The organism is Allobacillus halotolerans (genome assembly GCF_018967645.1).
Lineage (GTDB): Bacteria > Bacillota > Bacilli > Bacillales > Alkalibacillaceae > Allobacillus > Allobacillus halotolerans.
On sequence record NZ_JAHLZF010000001.1, the window covers coordinates 74,846 to 94,828 of the forward strand.

General features: G+C 38.6%; 21 protein-coding genes and 1 other RNA gene. 5 read left to right on the plus strand and 17 right to left on the minus strand.

The genetic code is table 11. The features are described from left to right. Positions 1–7: 7 nt before the first annotated feature. Positions 8–964, minus strand: a complete 957-nt coding sequence (locus KQ486_RS00385) for a thymidylate synthase (protein WP_144158955.1) — start codon at positions 962–964, stop codon at positions 8–10. 148 nt (positions 965–1,112) lie between these two features. Between KQ486_RS00385 and KQ486_RS00390 the strand changes: the two genes are divergently transcribed. The 3 genes from KQ486_RS00390 (at position 1,113) to KQ486_RS00400 (ending at position 3,502) form a co-directional block, all read left to right on the plus strand. Further along, complete coding sequence (locus KQ486_RS00390) at positions 1,113–2,144, plus strand: C40 family peptidase (RefSeq protein ID WP_144158952.1); 1,032 nt, start codon at positions 1,113–1,115, stop codon at positions 2,142–2,144. Between the two features lie 299 nt (positions 2,145–2,443). Next, positions 2,444–2,644, plus strand: coding sequence for a cold-shock protein (locus KQ486_RS00395; protein WP_144158949.1), 201 nt, complete (start codon positions 2,444–2,446; stop codon positions 2,642–2,644). Between the two features lie 177 nt (positions 2,645–2,821). After that, entirely contained in the window at positions 2,822–3,502 is a 681-nt protein-coding gene (locus KQ486_RS00400) for a queuosine precursor transporter (protein WP_216686484.1), read from the plus strand. 110 nt (positions 3,503–3,612) lie between these two features. Here KQ486_RS00400 and KQ486_RS00405 read toward each other — a convergent pair whose 3' ends face one another. From KQ486_RS00405 to KQ486_RS00455, 12 genes are all read right to left on the minus strand, one after another. Continuing rightward, positions 3,613–4,443: a sulfurtransferase gene (locus KQ486_RS00405; RefSeq protein ID WP_216686485.1), complete on the minus strand. Its 831-nt coding sequence runs from the start codon at positions 4,441–4,443 to the stop codon at positions 3,613–3,615. Continuing rightward, entirely contained in the window at positions 4,443–4,964 is a 522-nt protein-coding gene (locus tag KQ486_RS00410; protein WP_246569023.1) for an isoprenylcysteine carboxyl methyltransferase family protein, read from the minus strand. The genes KQ486_RS00405 and KQ486_RS00410 overlap by 1 nt, the downstream gene beginning before the upstream one ends. Next, positions 4,961–6,025 carry a type III polyketide synthase gene (locus tag KQ486_RS00415; RefSeq protein WP_216686486.1) on the minus strand — a complete coding sequence of 355 codons (1,065 nt, stop codon included), beginning with the start codon at positions 6,023–6,025 and terminating at the stop codon, positions 4,961–4,963. The genes KQ486_RS00410 and KQ486_RS00415 overlap by 4 nt, the downstream gene beginning before the upstream one ends. A 32-nt stretch (positions 6,026–6,057) precedes the next feature. Continuing rightward, on the minus strand, positions 6,058–7,560 hold the full coding sequence (locus tag KQ486_RS00420; RefSeq protein WP_216686487.1) for a carboxypeptidase M32: 1,503 nt from the start codon (positions 7,558–7,560) through the stop codon (positions 6,058–6,060). 18 nt (positions 7,561–7,578) lie between these two features. Further along, positions 7,579–8,715 (minus strand): THUMP domain-containing class I SAM-dependent RNA methyltransferase, encoded by a 1,137-nt coding sequence (locus tag KQ486_RS00425; RefSeq protein ID WP_246569025.1) that lies wholly within the window; start codon positions 8,713–8,715, stop codon positions 7,579–7,581. 58 nt (positions 8,716–8,773) lie between these two features. Further along, positions 8,774–9,160: RNase P RNA component class B (rnpB, locus tag KQ486_RS00430), an RNA gene on the minus strand. Between the two features lie 86 nt (positions 9,161–9,246). After that, a complete protein-coding gene (gene gpsB, locus KQ486_RS00435; protein WP_144158934.1) occupies positions 9,247–9,537 on the minus strand; it encodes a cell division regulator GpsB in 291 nt (96 codons plus the stop codon). A 13-nt stretch (positions 9,538–9,550) separates the two neighbouring features. After that, positions 9,551–10,099, minus strand: coding sequence for an SLOG family protein (locus KQ486_RS00440; protein WP_216686488.1), 549 nt, complete (start codon positions 10,097–10,099; stop codon positions 9,551–9,553). A gap of 58 nt (positions 10,100–10,157) precedes the next feature. After that, on the minus strand, positions 10,158–10,571 hold the full coding sequence (gene cdd / locus KQ486_RS00445) for a cytidine deaminase (RefSeq protein WP_144158928.1): 414 nt from the start codon (positions 10,569–10,571) through the stop codon (positions 10,158–10,160). Between the two features lie 45 nt (positions 10,572–10,616). Next, entirely contained in the window at positions 10,617–10,970 is a 354-nt protein-coding gene (locus KQ486_RS00450; RefSeq protein ID WP_186278487.1) for a DUF1798 family protein, read from the minus strand. A 60-nt stretch (positions 10,971–11,030) separates the two neighbouring features. Beyond that, positions 11,031–11,159 carry a hypothetical protein gene (locus tag KQ486_RS14525; protein WP_255439603.1) on the minus strand — a complete coding sequence of 43 codons (129 nt, stop codon included), beginning with the start codon at positions 11,157–11,159 and terminating at the stop codon, positions 11,031–11,033. A gap of 108 nt (positions 11,160–11,267) precedes the next feature. Then, positions 11,268–12,230: a DUF2515 family protein gene (locus tag KQ486_RS00455; RefSeq protein WP_186278486.1), complete on the minus strand. Its 963-nt coding sequence runs from the start codon at positions 12,228–12,230 to the stop codon at positions 11,268–11,270. A 227-nt stretch (positions 12,231–12,457) separates the two neighbouring features. Between KQ486_RS00455 and recU the strand changes: the two genes are divergently transcribed. Both recU and KQ486_RS00465 read left to right on the plus strand, forming a co-directional pair. Continuing rightward, the gene (recU, locus tag KQ486_RS00460) at positions 12,458–13,063 is read left to right on the plus strand and encodes a Holliday junction resolvase RecU (protein WP_144158919.1); all 606 of its coding nucleotides are present in this window, start codon (positions 12,458–12,460) and stop codon (positions 13,061–13,063) included. Positions 13,064–13,065: 2 nt separating this feature from the next. Beyond that, on the plus strand, positions 13,066–15,708 hold the full coding sequence (locus tag KQ486_RS00465) for a transglycosylase domain-containing protein (protein ID WP_144158916.1): 2,643 nt from the start codon (positions 13,066–13,068) through the stop codon (positions 15,706–15,708). Positions 15,709–15,992: 284 nt separating this feature from the next. On the opposite strand, the gene nth is transcribed toward KQ486_RS00465, so the two are convergent. The 4 genes from nth to KQ486_RS00485 form a co-directional block, all read right to left on the minus strand. Next, positions 15,993–16,658, minus strand: a complete 666-nt coding sequence (gene nth, locus KQ486_RS00470; protein ID WP_144158912.1) for an endonuclease III — start codon at positions 16,656–16,658, stop codon at positions 15,993–15,995. An 11-nt stretch (positions 16,659–16,669) separates the two neighbouring features. Beyond that, positions 16,670–17,332, minus strand: a complete 663-nt coding sequence (locus tag KQ486_RS00475) for a DnaD domain protein (RefSeq protein WP_246569027.1) — start codon at positions 17,330–17,332, stop codon at positions 16,670–16,672. A 150-nt stretch (positions 17,333–17,482) separates the two neighbouring features. Then, positions 17,483–18,775, minus strand: a complete 1,293-nt coding sequence (gene asnS / locus KQ486_RS00480; protein WP_144158906.1) for an asparagine--tRNA ligase — start codon at positions 18,773–18,775, stop codon at positions 17,483–17,485. A 14-nt stretch (positions 18,776–18,789) separates the two neighbouring features. Beyond that, the gene (locus tag KQ486_RS00485) at positions 18,790–19,977 is read right to left on the minus strand and encodes a pyridoxal phosphate-dependent aminotransferase (RefSeq protein ID WP_216686489.1); all 1,188 of its coding nucleotides are present in this window, start codon (positions 19,975–19,977) and stop codon (positions 18,790–18,792) included. Between the last annotated feature and the right edge of the window lie 6 nt (positions 19,978–19,983).

Below are 19,983 nucleotides of genomic sequence, written 5' to 3' on the forward strand. Positions count from 1 at the left end.
TCACTCCTTAAACCGCAACAGGTGCTTTAATTGGTGGGTGCGGATGATAGTTCTCGATCTGAATATCTTCCACATTAAAATCGAAAATATGTTGTTTGTCTTTATTCAGTGTTAATGTTGGCCCCGTTTTAGGTGTTCGGGAAAGTAACGTGTTTATTTGCTCAAAATGATTATGGTAAATATGAGCGTCCCCAATCGTATGGATAAACTCACCGACTTCAAGTTGACATTCATGGGCGACAAGATGAGTCAATAAAGCATAACTTGCAATATTGAATGGAATACCAAGGAAAACATCACCACTTCTTTGGTAAAGCTGACAGGAAAGTTTCCCGTTTTCTACATAGAATTGGAATAATGTGTGGCAGGGTGGTAAAGCCATTGATGGAACATCTACCGGGTTCCATGCAGAAACAATTAACCTTCTTGACGAAGGATTTTGTTTAATTTGTTCAATGACTTGTTTTAGCTGGTCAACCGTTTCATCGGCTGGTCCACGCCAATCTCGCCACTGTTTTCCATATACATTTCCCAGTTCGCCAAAACGATTGGCGAACTCATCGTCAGTAAGAATATTTTCTTTAAAAATCGCTAATTGCTTTTCGTATTGCTTTTTAAATTCAGGATCTTTTTGTGATCGAATACCAAAATCGGTCATGTCAGGCCCGTCATATTCTTCACTTTCCACCCAAGATTTAAAAGCCCACTCGTTCCAAATATTGTTGTTGTGCTCCAATAAATAACGAATATTTGTATCACCTTTGATGAACCAGAGTAATTCACTGACGATTAATCGGAGAGGCACTTTTTTTGTTGTCAATAATGGAAAGTTTTCATTTAAATCAAATCGCATTTGATAACCAAAGATCGACCTTGTTCCTGTTTTCGTTCGATCATCTCGGTCAGAGCCATTTTCCATTACTTGCTTGCATAAATCTAAATAAGCGTGTTCATTTTTATTCACCACTTATGCCTCCCTATCTGTTTCTTATTCATATTGTACCTAATTTTCAGCGATTATGACAATCATATAACAAATAGTCTTAATCCGAATAATTAATCATGCCCACTCATAAAAGTTTTAATATCAAAGTGCAAAGGGTGATGAAAAGATGTTACGCAAAAAAAGAGGAAGACCAATGTTGTTGGGAACCGTTGCAGGTAGTTTGGCCATCAGTTCACCCCTCATCCTTCATGTACCCGTTGACGCTCAAACAAAAGAACAAATATCAGAGCTTAAACAATTGAAGTATGGAGACCATGAACAAGCGGTTGTTGAACTACAACGAAAATTAAAGGTACTTAGACATTATCAAGGTGAGTATACACCCAATTACAATATCCTAACTGAACACGCTGTGAAGAGTTTTCAATCAGAACACTCACTAGAAGTCAGCGGTGCAGTGAACGATGAAACCATTATTGCCTTGGAAGATGAAATGGAACAACATTACCATGAATCGATTCGTCGTTATGCTGAAAAATTAACATATGGTGAACAATCCAATCGGGTCAAAAATGTTCAACGCGCGCTAAGCTACTTTGGCTATTACGATTTTGCGATTGACGGGATTGCTGGTGTAAAAACAAAAAACGCATTGGAAAGCTATGGAGATATTGAAGGATTCGACCTGGCTTTGGACACATTGAAGACACCTGAACCGACTGTCCAGCAAGTGCAGTCTTCCAATAGTCCAACCAACCGTTCACAAGTAACACAATCGCAATCAGCGTCAACGAAACCTAAAGAACAATCCGTTACGAAGACTAAAACAACAAGCAAAGCGAGCCACGCATCGGTTATGAAAACAGCTCAATCTCATATTGGAACACCTTATGTTTGGGGTGGAGAAACGCCTACTGGATTCGATTGTAGTGGATTCTTACAATATGTATATAATCAGCATGGCATTTCGCTGCCAAGAACAGTGAGTTCCATTTGGAATTCGACAAAATCGGTGGATCAACCAAGTATCGGTGATTTAGTGTTTTTTGAAACCTACCGCTCAGGTCCTTCTCACGCCGGTATTTATCTTGGTAATGGCAAGTTTATTCATGCGGGTGCGTCAACGGGTGTGACCATTAGTCATTTAGATAATAACTACTGGAAGTCACGATATATCGGTGCAAAATCCGTCCGTTAACATTAAAAAGGATCATCGATTCTCTGGGTGAATCGGATGATCCTTTTTTGTGTATACTATTCTTGCTCAATTCTTTTTGTTCTGCTGGTTCACTGGCTAATATGTTATTGCTTGACGCTAAACTGACTATTCAGTATACTGAAAGTGCAATAAAGATGTGAAGGATTTGGTTTTTTTTGGCAAGTGATTGATGAATTTCAGATGGTGAATCATTGATCTTGCAAACGAACTAGTCACTTTACATGTTATTGTGAATATCACACACCATCAGGTGAAAGTTTTTAGGAGGATTTATTTAAATGGAAAACGGCGTAGTAAAATGGTTTAATGCTGAAAAGGGCTATGGATTCATTCAAGTTGAAGGTGGAGACGATGTATTCGTACACTACTCTGCAATTCAAGAAGAAGGATTCAAAACATTAGATGAAGGTCAAGAAGTTGAATTTGAAATTGTGGAAGGCGACCGCGGACCACAAGCAGCTAATGTAAATAAAAAATAATAAACAAAAAATATACCCTGGCCAAGCCTATCGTAGGTTTGGCCAGTTTTCTTTTTGATAAACACACATAAAATTTTCAATCAGCTATTGTTTATTTTCTAATTCTTTATTATGCTTATAGTTGTTTTAAACGCAGTTCGCAAAATCCTGCGTAATCAAAACTAAGGAGTGGTTTGAATGTCAAACGAAGTATTATGGTTAATTTTTGCATTGGTCAATTTCTTATTGGTCATATTTATCTATCGTATTTTTGGGAAAAATGGTTTGATTGTTTGGATTGGGATGTCCACCGTACTCGCAAATATGCAGGTGTTGAAAACAGTAGAATTATTTGGTGTGACGGCGACGTTAGGGAATATCGTTTATGGAACGATTTTTCTCGCAACAGACATCATCAACGAAAAATACGGTAAAGAAGAAGCACGAAAAGCAGTGTGGTTAGGCTTTTACACGTTGATTACGATGACTATTGTCATGCAATTTGCCTTGCTATTTCAACCGCATGAATCAGATGTTGCCCATGAAGCACTTTCGGATATTTTCAGTCTTGTTCCGCAAGTGGCGGTTGGTAGTTTGCTGGCATATATCATCAGTCAGAACATTGATGTCGTTATATTTGCGAAATTAAAGAGCAAATTTGCCGGAACGAAATTTTTATGGATACGTAATAACTTAAGTACTATGATCAGTCAGTTGATTGATACGACGATCTTCTCAGTTATAGCATTTTGGCATTTCCTAACGACGGATATGAGTGTGTGGCTTTCCATTTTCCTTTCAACTTATGTCATCAAATTTCTCGTATCAGCACTGGACACACCGTTTATGTATATGGCCAAGAAAATCCATAAATCATAATTGAATTCCCCTGTTAAAGTAATCAACGTTAATACTTAACAGAACCATAAAAAAAGGATGCTACAAGTCTTATGAACACGTAGACATCCTTTTTTTTACATTCACTTCACCTATTTTTTGGTTTCTACGGGATTCTGGTCATTCGAAATCCAGTCACTGAAACTTCCCGGGTATAGCTTCACATTCTCGTAGCCTGCTTGCAATAAGGCTAAGACATTCGGTGTTGCCGTTACACCAGAGCCACAATAAACAATCACTTCCTTATTCCGGTCGATTTCTTGAAAATGTTTATTAATTTCTGGCTGGCTTTTCAACTGTCCATCTTCAAAAAGTTGTGACCAATCATAATTCACAGCACCTGGTATATGCCCTGCTTTGTGGTCGATTGGTTCGATTTTTCCACTATACCTTTCAGCACTTCGTGAATCAATCAAGGTTACATCTTCATTATTGAGCTTTTGTTTCACTTCTTTCTGATTGACCATAAGCTTTTCGTTTACTTGAAAATCTCCGTACGTTACAGGTTCTTTTTCGACCGAACCCGATTCAGTAGGAAAACCATGATCTTTCCACGCAGTGAAACCCCCATTCAATATCGAAATGTTTGAATGGCCGATGACCATTAGCATCCAATACATCCTAGAAGCAAAAGCATGATTATCATCATAAACAATGACTTCGGTATTCCGGTCAATTCCTCGATCGCCTAGTTTTTGAGCAAATGCTTGCCAATCTGGAAGCGGATGCCTACCACCAATTCGATGTTCATGCACAGGGTCACTGAGATCACTGTCTAAGTTGAAATAGACGGCACCAGGTATATGGGCGGAACGATAATCCATTTCCCCTTTCGATGTGTCTTGTAAATCGAAGCGGCAATCCACAAACTGTACGTTCGAATCTTTCCATTTTTGATAAGCCTCATCTACTGAAATAAACATTAAACCTCTCCCCTTCCCTCGTTATATTTTTCTAAAGCTCTATTTTCCATCGGAATTCGTTTGGACATTAGCACGATGTGTAAAATGGGGAATATAATTGCTGACCAATAGGCATGAAACAATAAAGAAATTACGATGAATTCTAGGAACACAATCCAATAATTTGGATGTCTTACAAAACGAAAAAGTCCTCTATTCACTAACCTTGCGCCTGGTAGCACAATGATTTTCGTGTTCCAAAATCGCCCCATAGTGTGGAGCAACCAAAAACGCAAGAGTTGTAGCACGACAAAGCTAATCAACCATATGGCAGATAAAGTAGCTTGTAGTTGATGGTTAAAATAGGCTTCAATCAACAACGCCAAGAAAAATATTGTGTGCACCCAAACAATCCAATGATAATAAGGATCTTGGATTTCGATTGCTCCTCGGGCTTTCTGATATTTTTCATTCGATTTGGCCAGACGTAATTCATAAAGCCGTTGTAAGATAAGATAAAACCAGATGCCAAGATAAATCATTCGCTACGCTCCATTAATAGCATCTCTGATGAAAATCCTGGCCCTAAAGCAGTCACTAAGTGTTTTCCTTCTTTTTTAGACGTTTCTTCATTCAAAAATGCCTCTAAGACAAAAAGTACGGTCGCTGATGACATGTTCCCGAATTGCCGTAAAACGATTGAGGACAGGTGGGCATCTTGATGGGGATAGAGTAATTCTTCTATATTTTTAAGTATTTTTTTACCGCCAGGATGAGCGATTAACTGATTGATTTCACTTAAATCTATGCTGTTATTTGCAAGGAAATCATTCAAGTGATTTTTCCAAAAAGTATGGACGAGTTCAGGTATTTCGCGAGAAAAGATGACGTGGAACCCATCATCTTTTACATCCCATCCCATAAGATCCATGGAATTTTTCTTAATTCGTGAACTGGATGCGGTCAATTGAAAACTCGGACCATTTTCATTTGATGGATGGTCCGTTCCCAACAGCAATACAGCCCCTGCCCCATCTGAAAATAAGGCTGTACCGACAATATCCTTAGGTGTTAGGTCATCCGGATGAAAGGCGACACTCGCCAATTCGGTAGCAACGAGTAAAACAGATTTCGTTGGATGCGCTTTCAAGTAATCATACGCACGAGCCAGACCACTGGCGCCACCTGCACAACCTAGGCCAAATAAAGGCATGCGTATAATCCGGTCGTTCAAATCTAACCGGTTGATGAGTTGGGCGTCCAAGGTTGGCGTTAATACCCCGGTGCTATTGACGGTGATGATGGCATCAATATCCGGTACCTGCACTTCATGTTGATTGTTGAGGCATTTTTTAACAGCTTCAAAAGCAAGTTGAACGCCATGTTCTTCATATAATTTGTTTCGTTCCCGAAACGATCTTTGTTGCTGAAAAAAAGAAGGATGAACAACAAAATGGCGTTTGCTGATATCCGCTTGGTCAAATACATTCAAAAAGCGTCGCAATCGTCGATCAGACACAAAAGAACTGATGAATTTTTTTGCGTCTTCTTGTGTTAATTGCTGTTCAGGAACAGCTGTACCAACCGAATGAATCATCGCCATATAGATGTTCCTCCTTCAAATTCAGGTCTAATTTAAGAAAGAGAAATTCCATAAATATCCGAATACTTACTCGTCAGGTATTCGACAAGATATTGATGGTTTAACCCTTCACCTGTTACATCGTGCAATAAATCGAGAGGTTCTTTCATGCTACCATGTTGGTGAATATGGTGATTTAACCATTCTTTAATCTTTCCTAGTTCGTTTTGTTCAATTGCTTGTTCGATATTGATTTCTTTTTCAAGTGTATGTTTAAACTGAGCGCCATACATATAGCCCAGTGCATAAGAAGGAAAATAACCAAAGTCTCCGCCAGCCCAATGAATATCCTGTAACACGCCTTGACGGTCTGATGGTGGCTGGATGCCTAAGTATGTTTCCATTTTGTCATTCCAAATTTCAGGTAAATCTTTTACCTTTAAATCGCCGTTCAATAAGCCTTTTTCAATTTCATAGCGTAGCATGATATGCAGTGCATAGGTCATTTCGTCAGCTTCAATTCGAATAAACGACGGTTTCACTTCATTGATCGCTCGGTAAAAATCCTCTGTTGCAAGATCTTTAAACGATTCAGGTGCATAGTTTAAGAATGTAGGATAATTCGTATCCCAAAATGTTTTGCTTCTACCAATGAAGTTTTCCCAAAATAATGATTGTGATTCATGTATTCCCATTGAAGTGGCAGAACAAACCGGTAACCCATAGAGCTTAGGATCGAATCCTTGTTCATACAAGGCGTGTCCACCTTCATGAATCGTTCCGAAAACTGCTGTTCGGAAATCTTTTTCATCATAATTCGTGGTAACTCGAACGTCTTGTGGATTGATTTCAATTGCAAAAGGATGAACGGTTTCATCTAGCCTACCTGCTTCAAAATCGTATCCCATTTGATCTAGCACATATAAGGCAAATGCCTCTTGCTTCTCTTTTGGAAATTGAACGGTAATTTGATCGATTTTTGGTTTGATCGGTGATGCTTTTACCTGTTCGATCATACGAGATAAATCTTTTTGCAACTTAGGAAATACACCGTCTAACGTATCGACAGTCATGCCCGGCTCATAATGCTTTAAATGCGCATTGTAAATATGTCCTTCGTATCCCCAGTAATTCGCAAACCGAATATTATAATCGACGATCTTTTCTAAATAAGGTTGAAACATGGAATAATCATTTTTGTCCTTTGCTTCCTGCCAAACCGATTCGGATTCAGAAGTTAACTGAACAAACGCTTTGAACTCTTCAACTGGAATTTTATGATGAAACTCGTATTCACGTTGCACTAATTCAATCGAGCGACGAATATATGGATTTTCTGATGATTGTAGCTCATCAATGAATTCTTTCATCCGGTCAGATGTCTGTAATTGATGGAGTCTCTCAGATAAATAAGATAATGTTTCGGAACGTTGTTTGATGCCTTTTCTCGGTGCTTTTGTCCGAAGATCCCAAGCAATTAAACTACTTGCTTCTCTGTAGTGTGAAATCGTTTTATATTCTTCTAGAAATAGCTGTTCACTTTTTGTTAATTTCATTGCTGGAGCACCTGCTTCCTACTTTGGTTTTCTTCCGAAATATTGATAATAGTCCGTTCGAATAAATCCATTGAATAACTTTCTTTTCTTTGTGGCTTTTTTGCCATAAAGTTGTTCAAAATTTTCGTTCGAGGTTAGTATATATACACTCCATGTCGGATAGTCTTTCATAATACTTCCTAAGGATTGATACATTTTCTCGACATCTTTCTTTTCACCAATCCGATCCCCATAAGGCGGATTTCCAATCAAGTAGCCACCTTCAGTCCTAGGTTTGAAATCCTCGACACGCATTTGTTTAAACTGGATGAGATCTCCAAGTCCGGCTTCTAAAGCGTTCTGTTTTGAAATTTGAATCGCTTTTGGATCTAAATCACTGCCGTGAATATCAAGAGGTTGATCATAATTGGCTAAGTCCTCAGCTTCTTCCAGCGCCCGATCCCAAATATCCTGTGGAAGTGTATTCCACTCTTCAGCCGCGAAGCTACGATTGAATCCAGGGGCGATATTTTGACCGATTAAAGCGGCTTCAATTGGAATCGTTCCAGAACCGGCGAATGGATCGACAAATGTCCGGTCCGGTCGCCAATTAGTCAACTGAATTAAAGCAGCTGCCAATGTTTCTTTCAGGGGTGCTTCCACTTGGTCAATCCGGTAGCCTCTTTTATGCAATCCTGCTCCGGAAGCATCCAGTGATAAAGTGACTTGGTCTTTTAATATGGAAACTTCAACTTTGTACCGAGGTCCCGTTTCTGGCAACGCAGTATAAATTTTCTTTCGCTCTTGAATTTTTTTCACAATTGCTTTTTTGACAATACGTTGACTATCCGGTACCGAATAGAGTTTCGATTTATGTGATTTACCTACGACATGAATAAAACCTTCTTCTTCAATCCATTCGTGCCATGGAAGCTCAAATGTCTGGTCAAATAGTTCTTCAAACGAAAAAGCGGAAAATTGCCCTATCATAATTTTAATTCGATCAGCGGTTCGCAACCAAATATTCGTTCGGGCGATCCCTGCTAAATCGGATTCAAATATGACACGACCATTTTCCGTTTGAATGTTTTCATAACCTAGTTGTTTAATTTCTTCTTTGACAAGACCTTCGAGCCCCATTGCTGCTGTAGCAATCAATGTTACGTTGTCTTTCAAAAGTATTCATTCCCTTCTAGGGCTCCCTCTATATGTATAAAAAAATGACCGATAAATGCTACATAAGCCATGTTCTGTTCCTTTGTACTGCAAACGGTGGTCAGCCTCGTACTCCGGTGTAACCATCTATCTGCAGACTTGTCTAGCAAGCCTGCCTCTATGCTAGGTTGAATTCCCTGCAATAGAGCGCCCCTACCTTATTTTGGGTTTCTCACTCGAGGGGTTTACCGCGTTCCACCTTGATTGTTTCCAATCAAGCTCGTCTCTGTGGCACTTTAAAGGGTCATGGACCATATCCATTAAGGACGTAGGTCGAAACCCTGCCGTCAGCGATTCTTCGCTGCCTTGACTTATTGTTTCGTCAAGCACGAACACTACAAGCATCTCAGCTTGTGTGAGCATGGACTTTCCTCTCGCAAACATGTGCGAGCGGTTACTTGAGCATTTATCATATTTGGTTTAGTTCATCTATTATAACATAGGAAGAAGGGCCAGTATAAGTAATTTGCTGGAATTTTAATCATAATCGTTTTAGTATTTTTTTCCAAATACAGCTTTTTCAAGGTTCGACAAACGTTGTAACACATCCGCATTCACTTGAGAACGTGGCGTTGAACCAGTCGATGTGTTTGTTGAGCTCGCTTGTGTTAATCTGCTTACTTCTTCTTTCAGACGCGTGATTTCTTTTTGAAACTGTTCATAATCCTGAATGACAACATCTAAAAACTCGTCCACTTCATCTTGGTTATAACCTCGCATCGTTGTTTTGAACTCTTTATCCAGTATTTCCTGTGACGTTAAATTAATTCCTTTCACTTCCATTCACCTCCACGATCTATAACTCATTCATCTCTCTAGCAATATCCTCTAATGTAAAAGATGAAATAACATCCATTTCATACATATGACTTTCTTGGTACGTTCTTGCCAATTCTTCGAAATATTTCGGTGAGCCTCCATGTTCTTCTTCATAAACGAGTATACAAGCGTCTGTTTTTTCAATAAACCATTTATCCTTGGTGACATACTGCCGCGGATGTTCGTAAGGTTTGTTCATTAAAGGTTGATAAAAATCAGCTTGTTGAATCATTTGGTAATATTTTTCCTGAACGGGCTCTTTCCATACTTTTTCTTGTTCCATAAATGGTGGAACGATGGCTGTATAGATGGTGTATGCTTCTTTTAGTTCTTGAATGAGATCAAATGCCCATGTTTCCACACCTGGTTGCCCAGAAAGCAATACCCATTCTACGCCGTTCTCCAGATAGCGCAAGAGAGATCGTTTAATGGCTTCTTTAATAACAAGGATTTTCTCATCTTTGTCATCTCGGATATTCAATTCATATGGTTTATAACCTGTAATGGTAATTGCATTCATCGTCATAATATCAGTATATCAAAAAAAGAGCTAGATTTCTCTAGCTCTTCTGACATAATTCCATCTAATTTTTTTCTTGACCTGATCGTAGGTCTGCTGTAGTGAATGAATAAGGTAATAAATTCCCAATAGTCGTTTCTTCAATTTCGCCCGTTCGATTCCCCATATAGATCGGTGTATCAGCTGAAAAGAATTCGGCCATCACTTGCCTACAAGAGCCACACGGTGCAACTGGCCGGTCCGTATTAGCAATGACCGCAAGTTGGTCAAAGTCTTTTTCCCCTTCTGAAACAGCTTTGAAAATAGCGACACGTTCTGCACAACAGCTAACTGGATAAGCGGCATTTTCAATATTACATCCTTGGTAAACTTTCCCGCTTTTCGTTACCAAAGCAGCTCCTACTGGGAATTCAGAATAAGGAACATACGCTTTGTCCAGCATTTCTTTTGCCAGGTTCATTAATCGATCTCGATCCATTTTGCTTCCCCCTACCCTATCTCAGTTTACTATTGATCTTCATAATTACTGTGCGTCAAATTGGTCTAAAACCAAATCGAAGTTATATAAAACCGAGTGATATAGCTCCATAAACCTCTTTCTTCTGACGTCGTGAAAATAACTATGTAAGATCATGATTTCGAGGTTATCTTTCGTGTTTGTTATTTGATTGGGAAAAATCGGGAGTTTATGAACGATAGCCTGGGCCTCTGTCTCCCATTTTTCTATTTGATCGAAAAGCGGATAACTTTCTTTTTTAACAATAGCAAAATCGTCATAATCTTTTCGATTAAACTTTCTGCCTTCTGTATATTTGTAAAATAAGTCCTCGAGTAAGTTTTCTTTTAAATCTTTAGTAAACGCGATAAATTCTTCCATGATCTCACCTACCAGTGATGATAATGTATCATGAAATAGCCTATTGCGCCAATCATTCATTTATTTTTTTACATGCGCTTTTGAAAAAAAACGATCTTCTAAAATGGTCAATTCTTTCTCCAAACGTCCTAGTGATTTCAACAGTAATTCCTTTCGAACGTGATCTTCTCTTATAATCGGCTTCTTCATCAGTATCGTCCTCCTTTGTTTTCGCTTAGCTATACGTTTACACACCTTATAAAGAATCTCCTTCAAGCCTGACAAAACTAGAAGGATACCGACAAAGAATCTGTTGAATCACCTCTTCTCGGCAAATGGATTTTTCACCTTTTCGATTGTATTCGTCAAATTTGCCAATCCGCCTCGTTTCGCATAAAATTGCTCCCCGATCGGTTTGATTTCTTTTATTTTAATATCTTTGAACCAACGTTTTTTGACTCTCTTTCGATCAAACCAATCTGTTCGTCTTTCAAACAAATAATGTTTTGTGTCTGAAAATGTTTGATCAAGTGTAGGTGTCTCAATTCGTTTCTCAAATAAAAACTGTTCATATTCCATTCGGCTTCCGGTCACTTCCACTTGATCCGAGAACGCCTTAAATAATGGGTAGTGATCTTGCTCAAACAAAATAGAGGCAATTTTTTTTCCAAATTGAATGCGCTTTGTTACTTGTTTGAAACGTGGAACAAAGTCGCCGTATAGTTCGCCGTTTAACGTGGGTAATAACACAGCATTCAAGTTAAAGATTGACTGGAGATGATAAGGAATCCGGCGGAATACCTTTTTTCGATAAGGTTCGTTTTCAATGATTGGATGCTGGATTAAGTTTTGTTCATTGATGATTTGGGCATACATTAGTTGATTAAGGTCTTTATTCTTAAAAAATTCATACCACATCTCTTCCATGAATGAAGAAACATGGAAGTATTTCAGTAGAAAAAACATCGGCCTATTTTGTTCTACAGATAAATGGTAGATGAGTAATTGAGGATACGCATCTTGGAATATATACCAATTGGTACTTTCATACGTCAAATAGAGAGATTTCAGTTCTTGTTTTGATAATAAATTTTGGTATGTCTCAGTCGATAAATCTGTCATATTCCATCCTGCATTCCGAGAAACAAAACTTGCTAAAAATGCCCACTGTATATCTGGGTAACGTTCATAGAACTCTAAATATGCTTTCGTTCTAGATACATTATCGATATTATGTTTTTCTGTTTGGTCCTTAATATAGTGAATCCATAGCTGTATCATGTACCTCTTCCTTTGCGCGCTGTTTTTATACAGTATGTACAAATGAGTCGATTCAAAAACGTTCATTCTGCTTCATTTTATTGATTCACAATAGGAACCTACTCTATTGTTTGGTAAAATAGATAGGAAACACACGTTTGTCAGTGTACGATTTAACGATATTGTAAAACGGCAATGACTACACTTCTGATACAATAATGTCAGGGTTCCATGAAAGGAAGGTATCCATGAATTATCCGAATGGAAAAAAAGCCACACCAAAAGCGACGATCAATCAATCAAAAAACATACTGAATACATACGGTAATCGCGGAATGACCCTCGAAAATGAAATTGTGGAAACGAATAAGTTTTATTTAGATACAAATATTGCTGTCATTCATAAAAAACCGACACCTGTTCAAGTCGTACAAGTCGATTATCCGAAACGTAGTGCAGCGGTCATTAAGGAAGCTTATTATCGAAGACCCTCGACTACAGACTTCAATGGCTTGTATAAAGGCAGATATATTGACTTTGAAGCAAAAGAAACGAATAATAAGACATCTTTGCCATTTTCCAATATTCATGACCACCAGGTAGAACATATGCGAAATGTCGATCAACATGGAGGTATTTGCTTTTTCATTATTCGATTCAAACCTTTAAATGAAACTTATTTGTTACCGATACGTCCATTTATACGAGCATGGGATACGGAGTTTGATGGAAAACGAAAATCCCTACCCTACACTTTTATTAAAGAAAAAGGCTTTGAAATTCCTTTTAGATTACAAGCAAAAGTTGATTACATCAAAGTCATCGAGAAGGTATACATTAACGGAGGAGATTAATTATGAGTCAAGAAACAAAAAGTCGAAAGGCTAAGAAACAACAAAATAAAAAGAAGAAAAAGTTTAGTTGGAAAAAATTATTTATCAGCTTATTGATTGTCGGTTTATTAGGTACAGTGATTGCTGTAGCTGTTGCGATATCTTTTATTAGCGATGCACCAAGCTTAGATGCTGAACAGCTTGAAGATCCACTTTCTACAATAATCTTAGATAGAAACGGTGATTTTGTAGGCGAACTAGGTTCAGAAAAAAGACGTAAGATTACTTATGAAGAACTGTCTCCATTAATGGAAGACGCCGTATTGGCTACGGAGGATGTACGATTTTGGGATCACAACGGCATTGATTTCAGGCGTACAGCAGCTGCAGTCGTTGCGAACATTACAGACGGCTTTGGATCACAAGGCGGAAGTACAATTACTCAACAAGTCGTCAAAAATGCATTTTTAACGAAAGATAAGAAAATTAAGCGTAAAGTCCAAGAACAATACTTGGCCATTCAATTAGAACAAGAATACTCAAAGCAACAAATCTTGATGATGTACTTAAATAAAATTTATTATGGTAACGGGCTTTACGGTGTTGCCAAAGCTTCAGAGGTTTACTTTGGAAAGAAAGACTTGGAAGAATTGACGATTGCCGAAGCGGCATTACTGGCAGGGATTCCACAGCGACCTTCCGCTTATGATCCGATCAAGAACCCGGATTTAGCTGAAGAGCGTCGGAATACGGTATTGGACTTAATGGTTCACCACGATAAAATTACCGAAGAGCAGGCTGAAGAAGCTAAACAAGTAGCTGTAGCCGATATGATTCAAGATGGTTATGAAACAGAAATACCTTATGATTCATTCATCGAACAAGTCATTCGTGAAACGGAAGATGAATTAGGCGATGATGTTGACATCTTCTCTTCTGGATTAACGATTCATACGACACTTGATCGATCTGCCCAAGAACATGTTGAATATCTGTTAAGTGACGATTCACCTGTAAGCTTCCCGGATGACGAAATGGAAGCAGGGATTGCCGCAATTGATACAAAGACAGGTGAAATTTTAGCAATTGGTGGCGGTCGGAACAAAAAAGACGGTATTGGTGCTGGTTTTAACTATGCATTAAGTTCAAACCGTCCACCAGGTTCAGCCATTAAACCTGTATTGGATTTTGGACCTGCCATTGAACATTTAAAATGGTCTACGTATCATCAAATGAATGATGAGCCAATATCTTTTCCTGGTAAAGATGAACCAATTCGAAACGCAGGGAGAGGTTATCATGGCTGGATGACAATGCGCGAGGCATTGTACCAATCCTATAACACGACAGCCTACAAAGCGTTTGATGAAGTTGGTGCTGAGAAAGCATATGAGTTTGCTGAAGGCTTAGGTATGAAAATGCCAGAACACCTCGTTCCTGCTGATTCAATCGGTGGTGGCAAATTGGAAACGAATCCACTTGAAATGGCCGGAGCTTTTACAGCCTTTGGAAATGAGGGAATTTACAATGAACCTCACTCAGTCAAAAAAGTCGTTATGAGCGATGGAGAAGAAATTGAAATCAACCCAGAGTCTCGTGTAGCTATGTCTGATTACACCGCTTATATGATTACGGATGTATTGAAAGATGTACCTAGAATTGGTACTGGTTCAAGATATACCAATGTGAGCGTTCCTGTTGCTGCGAAAACAGGTACGACTAATGACGACAAGGATTCGTGGTTGGTCGGTTATTCAACCAATTTCACGATATCCGTTTGGAGTGGTTACGCTGAGGAACAAAAATCAATTCCGGATAAATCAATATCTCAACGATTATTCAGTCAACTGATGAACCATATGTCTGAAGGTATAGAAACAGCTGATTTCGCACGACCAAGCTCTGTCATAGAAGTTGCGGTCGAAAAAGGTTCTCGTCCAGCAAAATTAGCTAGTGATTATACACCATCTAGTCAGATCGTTACAGAGTTATTTGTAAAAGGTCATGAACCTACTGAAACATCTGATACCTATGTTGAAATGGATCCTGTTTCCAACTTTGATGCAATCTATGAGGAAGAAGATCAGCTCATTAACTTGTTCTGGGAGCATCCATTACTTGGTGATTCTGATCGAGATATCGATGTTGAATTTGAACTAAGTGTCTCTGTAGATGGTAGTGACATGCAATCTGTCACAACGACACCTGAGACAGAATTCACATTCGATGAAATTGAACCAGGATCTACTTATGCGTTTGAACTCGTTGCGATTGATGCCAATAATAGTGAAAACCAAAGTGATCCTGTCACTGCCTCAGTAGAAATTCCTGAAGAAGAGGAAGAAGAACCAGAGCAAGACGAGGAAGAATCGGAAGAAGAAAATGAAGAAGAAAATCAAGAAAACAATGGTAATAACGAAAATGGTAACGACGGTAATAGTGGAAATGGTAACGATGACAGTAATAACGATGAAAACACTAATGGTGGCAACACTAATTCTGGCGACGACAATGATAGTCAAGAAGGTGACCAAGAACAAGATCAAACCGAAGAACAAAATGGAAATGATAACACGGAGACTGAGCCTGATAGTGAAGAAACTGATAACACAACGAATGACTCTTCAGGAAACCAGTCTTCTGAAAATCAAGAAGACGCTGCATAAATAAAAACAAAAAGACATTGAGATTCAGTTCTCAATGTCTTTTTTGTGATGTTTTATTTTCGTGCTACTCCCTGAGTGTATGTCTTCACGGTTAATATGCTTATCTTCAACATTAATTGGCTACGCTTCAACATTTATTTTTATTTGTTCAACGTTAATTAGCTGGGCTTCAACATTAACTTTCAATTCTTCAACACTAATCAATCATTCTTCAGCATTAATCTAAAGATCTTCAACATATGAAAGCCAGCTTCTCAATAGAAGCTGGCGATTGTTTTGTTCAGTTACGTTTTCGAAATGACTTCCTTTTTCTTCATCCGCTTTTGGCCTTCCCTGCAGAGTTCCAGTAAAGGACATTCTGGACAGTTTGGTGACTTTGCTCTACAATGATAACGACCGAAGAAAATCATTCGGTGATGCGTATCGCTCCATTCTTCCTTTGGGATTTTTCGCATTAATGTTTTTTCTACTTCAAGTACTGAATCCTTCCAACGACAGATTCCCAGTCGCTTTGAAACACGCTCAACATGTGTATCAACAGCTATTGCTGGCATACCAAAAGCGACAGACATCACAACATTGGCTGTTTTTCTTCCTACACCAGCCAAACCAATTAATTGATCATAATCATTCGGTACTTTCCCATCATAGTTTGCAATCAAATCTTCGGAAAGTTTGCGAATGTTTTTTGCTTTACTTCTAAAGAGTCCGATCCGTCGGATATCATTTTCCAATTCTTCTAATGGAACATTTAAATAGTCTTCTGGTGATTGATATTTCTTAAAAAGATCGGGAGTTACTTTGTTAATGAGCGCATCTGTTGCTTGGGCTGATAAAACGACGGCAATCAATAGTTCAAATTCGTTTGAATGAGTCAATTCACACTCAGCATCTGGAAACATATCTTCGAAAGTATCTAGAACAACTCTTATTTGTTTCTTCGTCAGCAAGGTTTTCCCCCCTACTCTTCCAACCAATTATAATAAACCGATGTATCCCGTTTCTCTTTTGGTTTTTCTTGTATCGGCTCTTTCGTTTGGTTCATATCCGCTGAACTCCGTATACCTCTCTTCTTCCACTCTGCCAAAATCCGATCAATATAGCGGAAATTCATTTTCCCCATTAAAACAGCTTCACGAAGAGCTGCTTTAATTAAAGCTGGTTTAAATTGATCTTGATCAAGCCAGTGGCTTACGGTTTCAATCTCTATAGGTGACAACGCACGACCGAATTCCTGCTCAAATAATCCGAAAAGCTTTCCTTCTTCCTTCTTCTCTTCTTCTTTTGTCGAGGTAGAGCCTTCGTATAATTTATTAATTAACGGTTCAAGAGAATACCATTCATGCACCATGCGCTGTTCATCCTCTATTTGTTCAATTCGTAAATAACCGTTATTTTTAAGTTTCTTTAAAATATTTGCTACTTCATGTGGAGATAGTTGCATATTTTCGGAGATAAATTCAAATGAAGGCAATAAATCTCCTTGTTGCTGTAAAGTGATCAGTTGCAAAATAACAATGACATCTTGTTCAACGAGGTCAAGTTTTCGATAAGAACGAATTAACTCCGTTGGAACACTGATCTGATGCATCATCATTTTTTGATAAGAAAATGGTATATCCAAAACGATCCCTCTTTCTAGGCCGTTCATATTCCTGAAGTGTATAACCGCTGTTTGTATAGAAATTCTAAAACTTTCATGATAATCGTTGAGAAGGTAAGTCACTTAATCTCTTAAAAAGATGACTCAATATAAATTGAGCCATCTGTCTTCTTAAGGATACAATCGATTTAATAAGCGTGGGAATGGAATCGTTTCACGGATATGTTCTGTTCCGGAAATCCATGCAACTGTACGTTCCAACCCGAGTCCGAACCCGGAATGTGGTACACTTCCGTATTCGCGTAACTGTAAATACCACTCATATGCAGGACCTTCTAGCCCATGTTCTTCGTAGCGTTTTTTCATTAATTCATAGTCGTATATTCTTTCGGAACCACCGATAATTTCACCATAGCCTTCAGGAGCGATCAAATCAGCGCAAAGAGCGACTTTCTCGTTGTTTGGATCGGGTTGCATATAAAATGCTTTAATTTCCGTCGGGAAGTGCGTGATGAATACGGGTTGATCATGTGCTTTCGCAATCGCCGTCTCATGTGGCGCACCAAAATCATCGCCCCAATCAATATCTTCAAAACCTTCTTTTTTCAAGAATTCAATAGCATCATCATACGTAATCCGTGGGAATGGTGCTTTGATTTTCTCTAATTGTTCTTTATCTCGTTCCAATACATCCAATTCCATATCACAGTTTTTCAAAACAGATTGAACTAGATGCTGTACGTAATTTTCTTGAATGACTAAACTATCGTCATGATCCATGAAAGCCATTTCTGGTTCGATCATCCAGAATTCAATTAAATGGCGTCGTGTTTTTGATTTTTCTGCACGGAAAGTCGGACCGAATGAAAAAACTTTACCTAGCGCCATCGCAGCAGCTTCTAAATAAAGCTGGCCACTTTGAGATAAATAGGCATCTTCATCAAAGTATTTCGTGTGGAATAATTCCGTTGTTCCTTCCGCTGAAGCTCCGGTTAAAATTGGTGGATCGATTTTAACAAAACCTTCATCATTGAAAAATTCGTAAGTTGCACGAATAATTTCATTTCTCACTTTCATAATGGCATGTTGTTTTTTTGAACGTAACCATAAATGGCGGTGATCCATTAGAAATTCTGGTCCGTGTTCTTTTGGTGTAATTGGGTAATCATGAGCTTCTTGAATGATCTCAAAGCCTGTTACTTGTAATTCATAGCCTAAAGGGCTTCTTTTGTCTTCTACAATTTCACCTGTTACATAGAGAGAAGTTTCTTGATTCAAATGCTTCGCTTGTTCGAATAATTCTTCTCCCACAACAGACTTTACAATAACTCCTTGGATAAACCCTGTTCCATCACGTAATTGTAAAAATGCAATTTTTCCACTAGAACGTTTATTATGAAGCCAGACACCAATCGTTACCGATTCATTTACATGTTTGCCGACTTCTGCGATTGTTGTTTTCATTTATTACTTCCTCCTTAATTCGACGAATGCTTCTTCACAAAGCGAGCAATTCGTTTGGATGCTTCTTCTAAATTCTCAAGTGATGTCGCGTATGATAGACGTATGTTTTCTGGCGAACCAAAGCCAGAACCAGGAACGACGGCTACTTTTTCTTCCTCTAGTAATTGTTTCACCCATTCATCTGTTGAATCAAAAGGCGAATTTGCTACAACTTCAGATATGTTCGGGAACAAATAAAATGCTCCTTTAGGCTTTACACAAGAAATACCAGGAATATCTGTCATCCATTCATATAATTTGTTCAGTCGTTCTTCAAATGCTTTTTTCATTTCGTTCAATTTATGCTGATCCATGGAGTATGCACCAATGGCAGCAAACTGCGAAATGGTTGTCGGGTTCGATGTCGAATGAGATGACAAGTTACTCATCGCTTGAATAATTTGTTGATTTCCAGCGGCATATCCAATACGCCAACCTGTCATGGCATGCGACTTGCTCACTCCGTTAATGACAACCGTATGTTCTTTTAAATCATCGGATAACTGAGCGATCGAGACATGATCGTCGGATCCATAAATTAACTTCTCATAGATTTCATCAGAAACGATGATTAACTCGTGTTTAAGAGCAACTTCTCCAAGTGCTTTCAATTCTTCTTCTGTATAAAGTGTGCCTGTTGGGTTTGAAGGTGAATTTAAAATAACAGCCTTCGTGTAATCCGTTATCGAATTTTCCAGCTGCTCTGGTGTTATTTTAAAGTCATTTTCTTCTGAAGCTTTTACATAGACGGGCTGCCCCTCTGCTAATTTTACTTGTTCTGGATAACTTACCCAGTAAGGAACAGGAATAACGACCTCGTCGCCACGGTTCAACAACACTTGAAACAGATTATACAAGGCATGCTTGGCACCAGTCGTTACGATAATTTCTTCTTCCGTATACTGTAACCCTTGATCTTCTTGCAATTTTTTAATGATCGCTTGTTTTAATGCAGGAATACCACCAGCAGGTGTGTAAGTTGTCTTTCCTTCATCCATCGCTTTTTTGGCTACATTCAAAATGTCTTCCGGTGTGTTGAAATCAGGTTCTCCAGCACCAAGACCAATCACATCATGGCCTTCTTCTTTTAATGCCTTCGCTTTAGATGTAATAGCTAAAGTCGTTGATGGGGTCAATGCTTGAACGCGATCGGCTAATTCCATATGTAA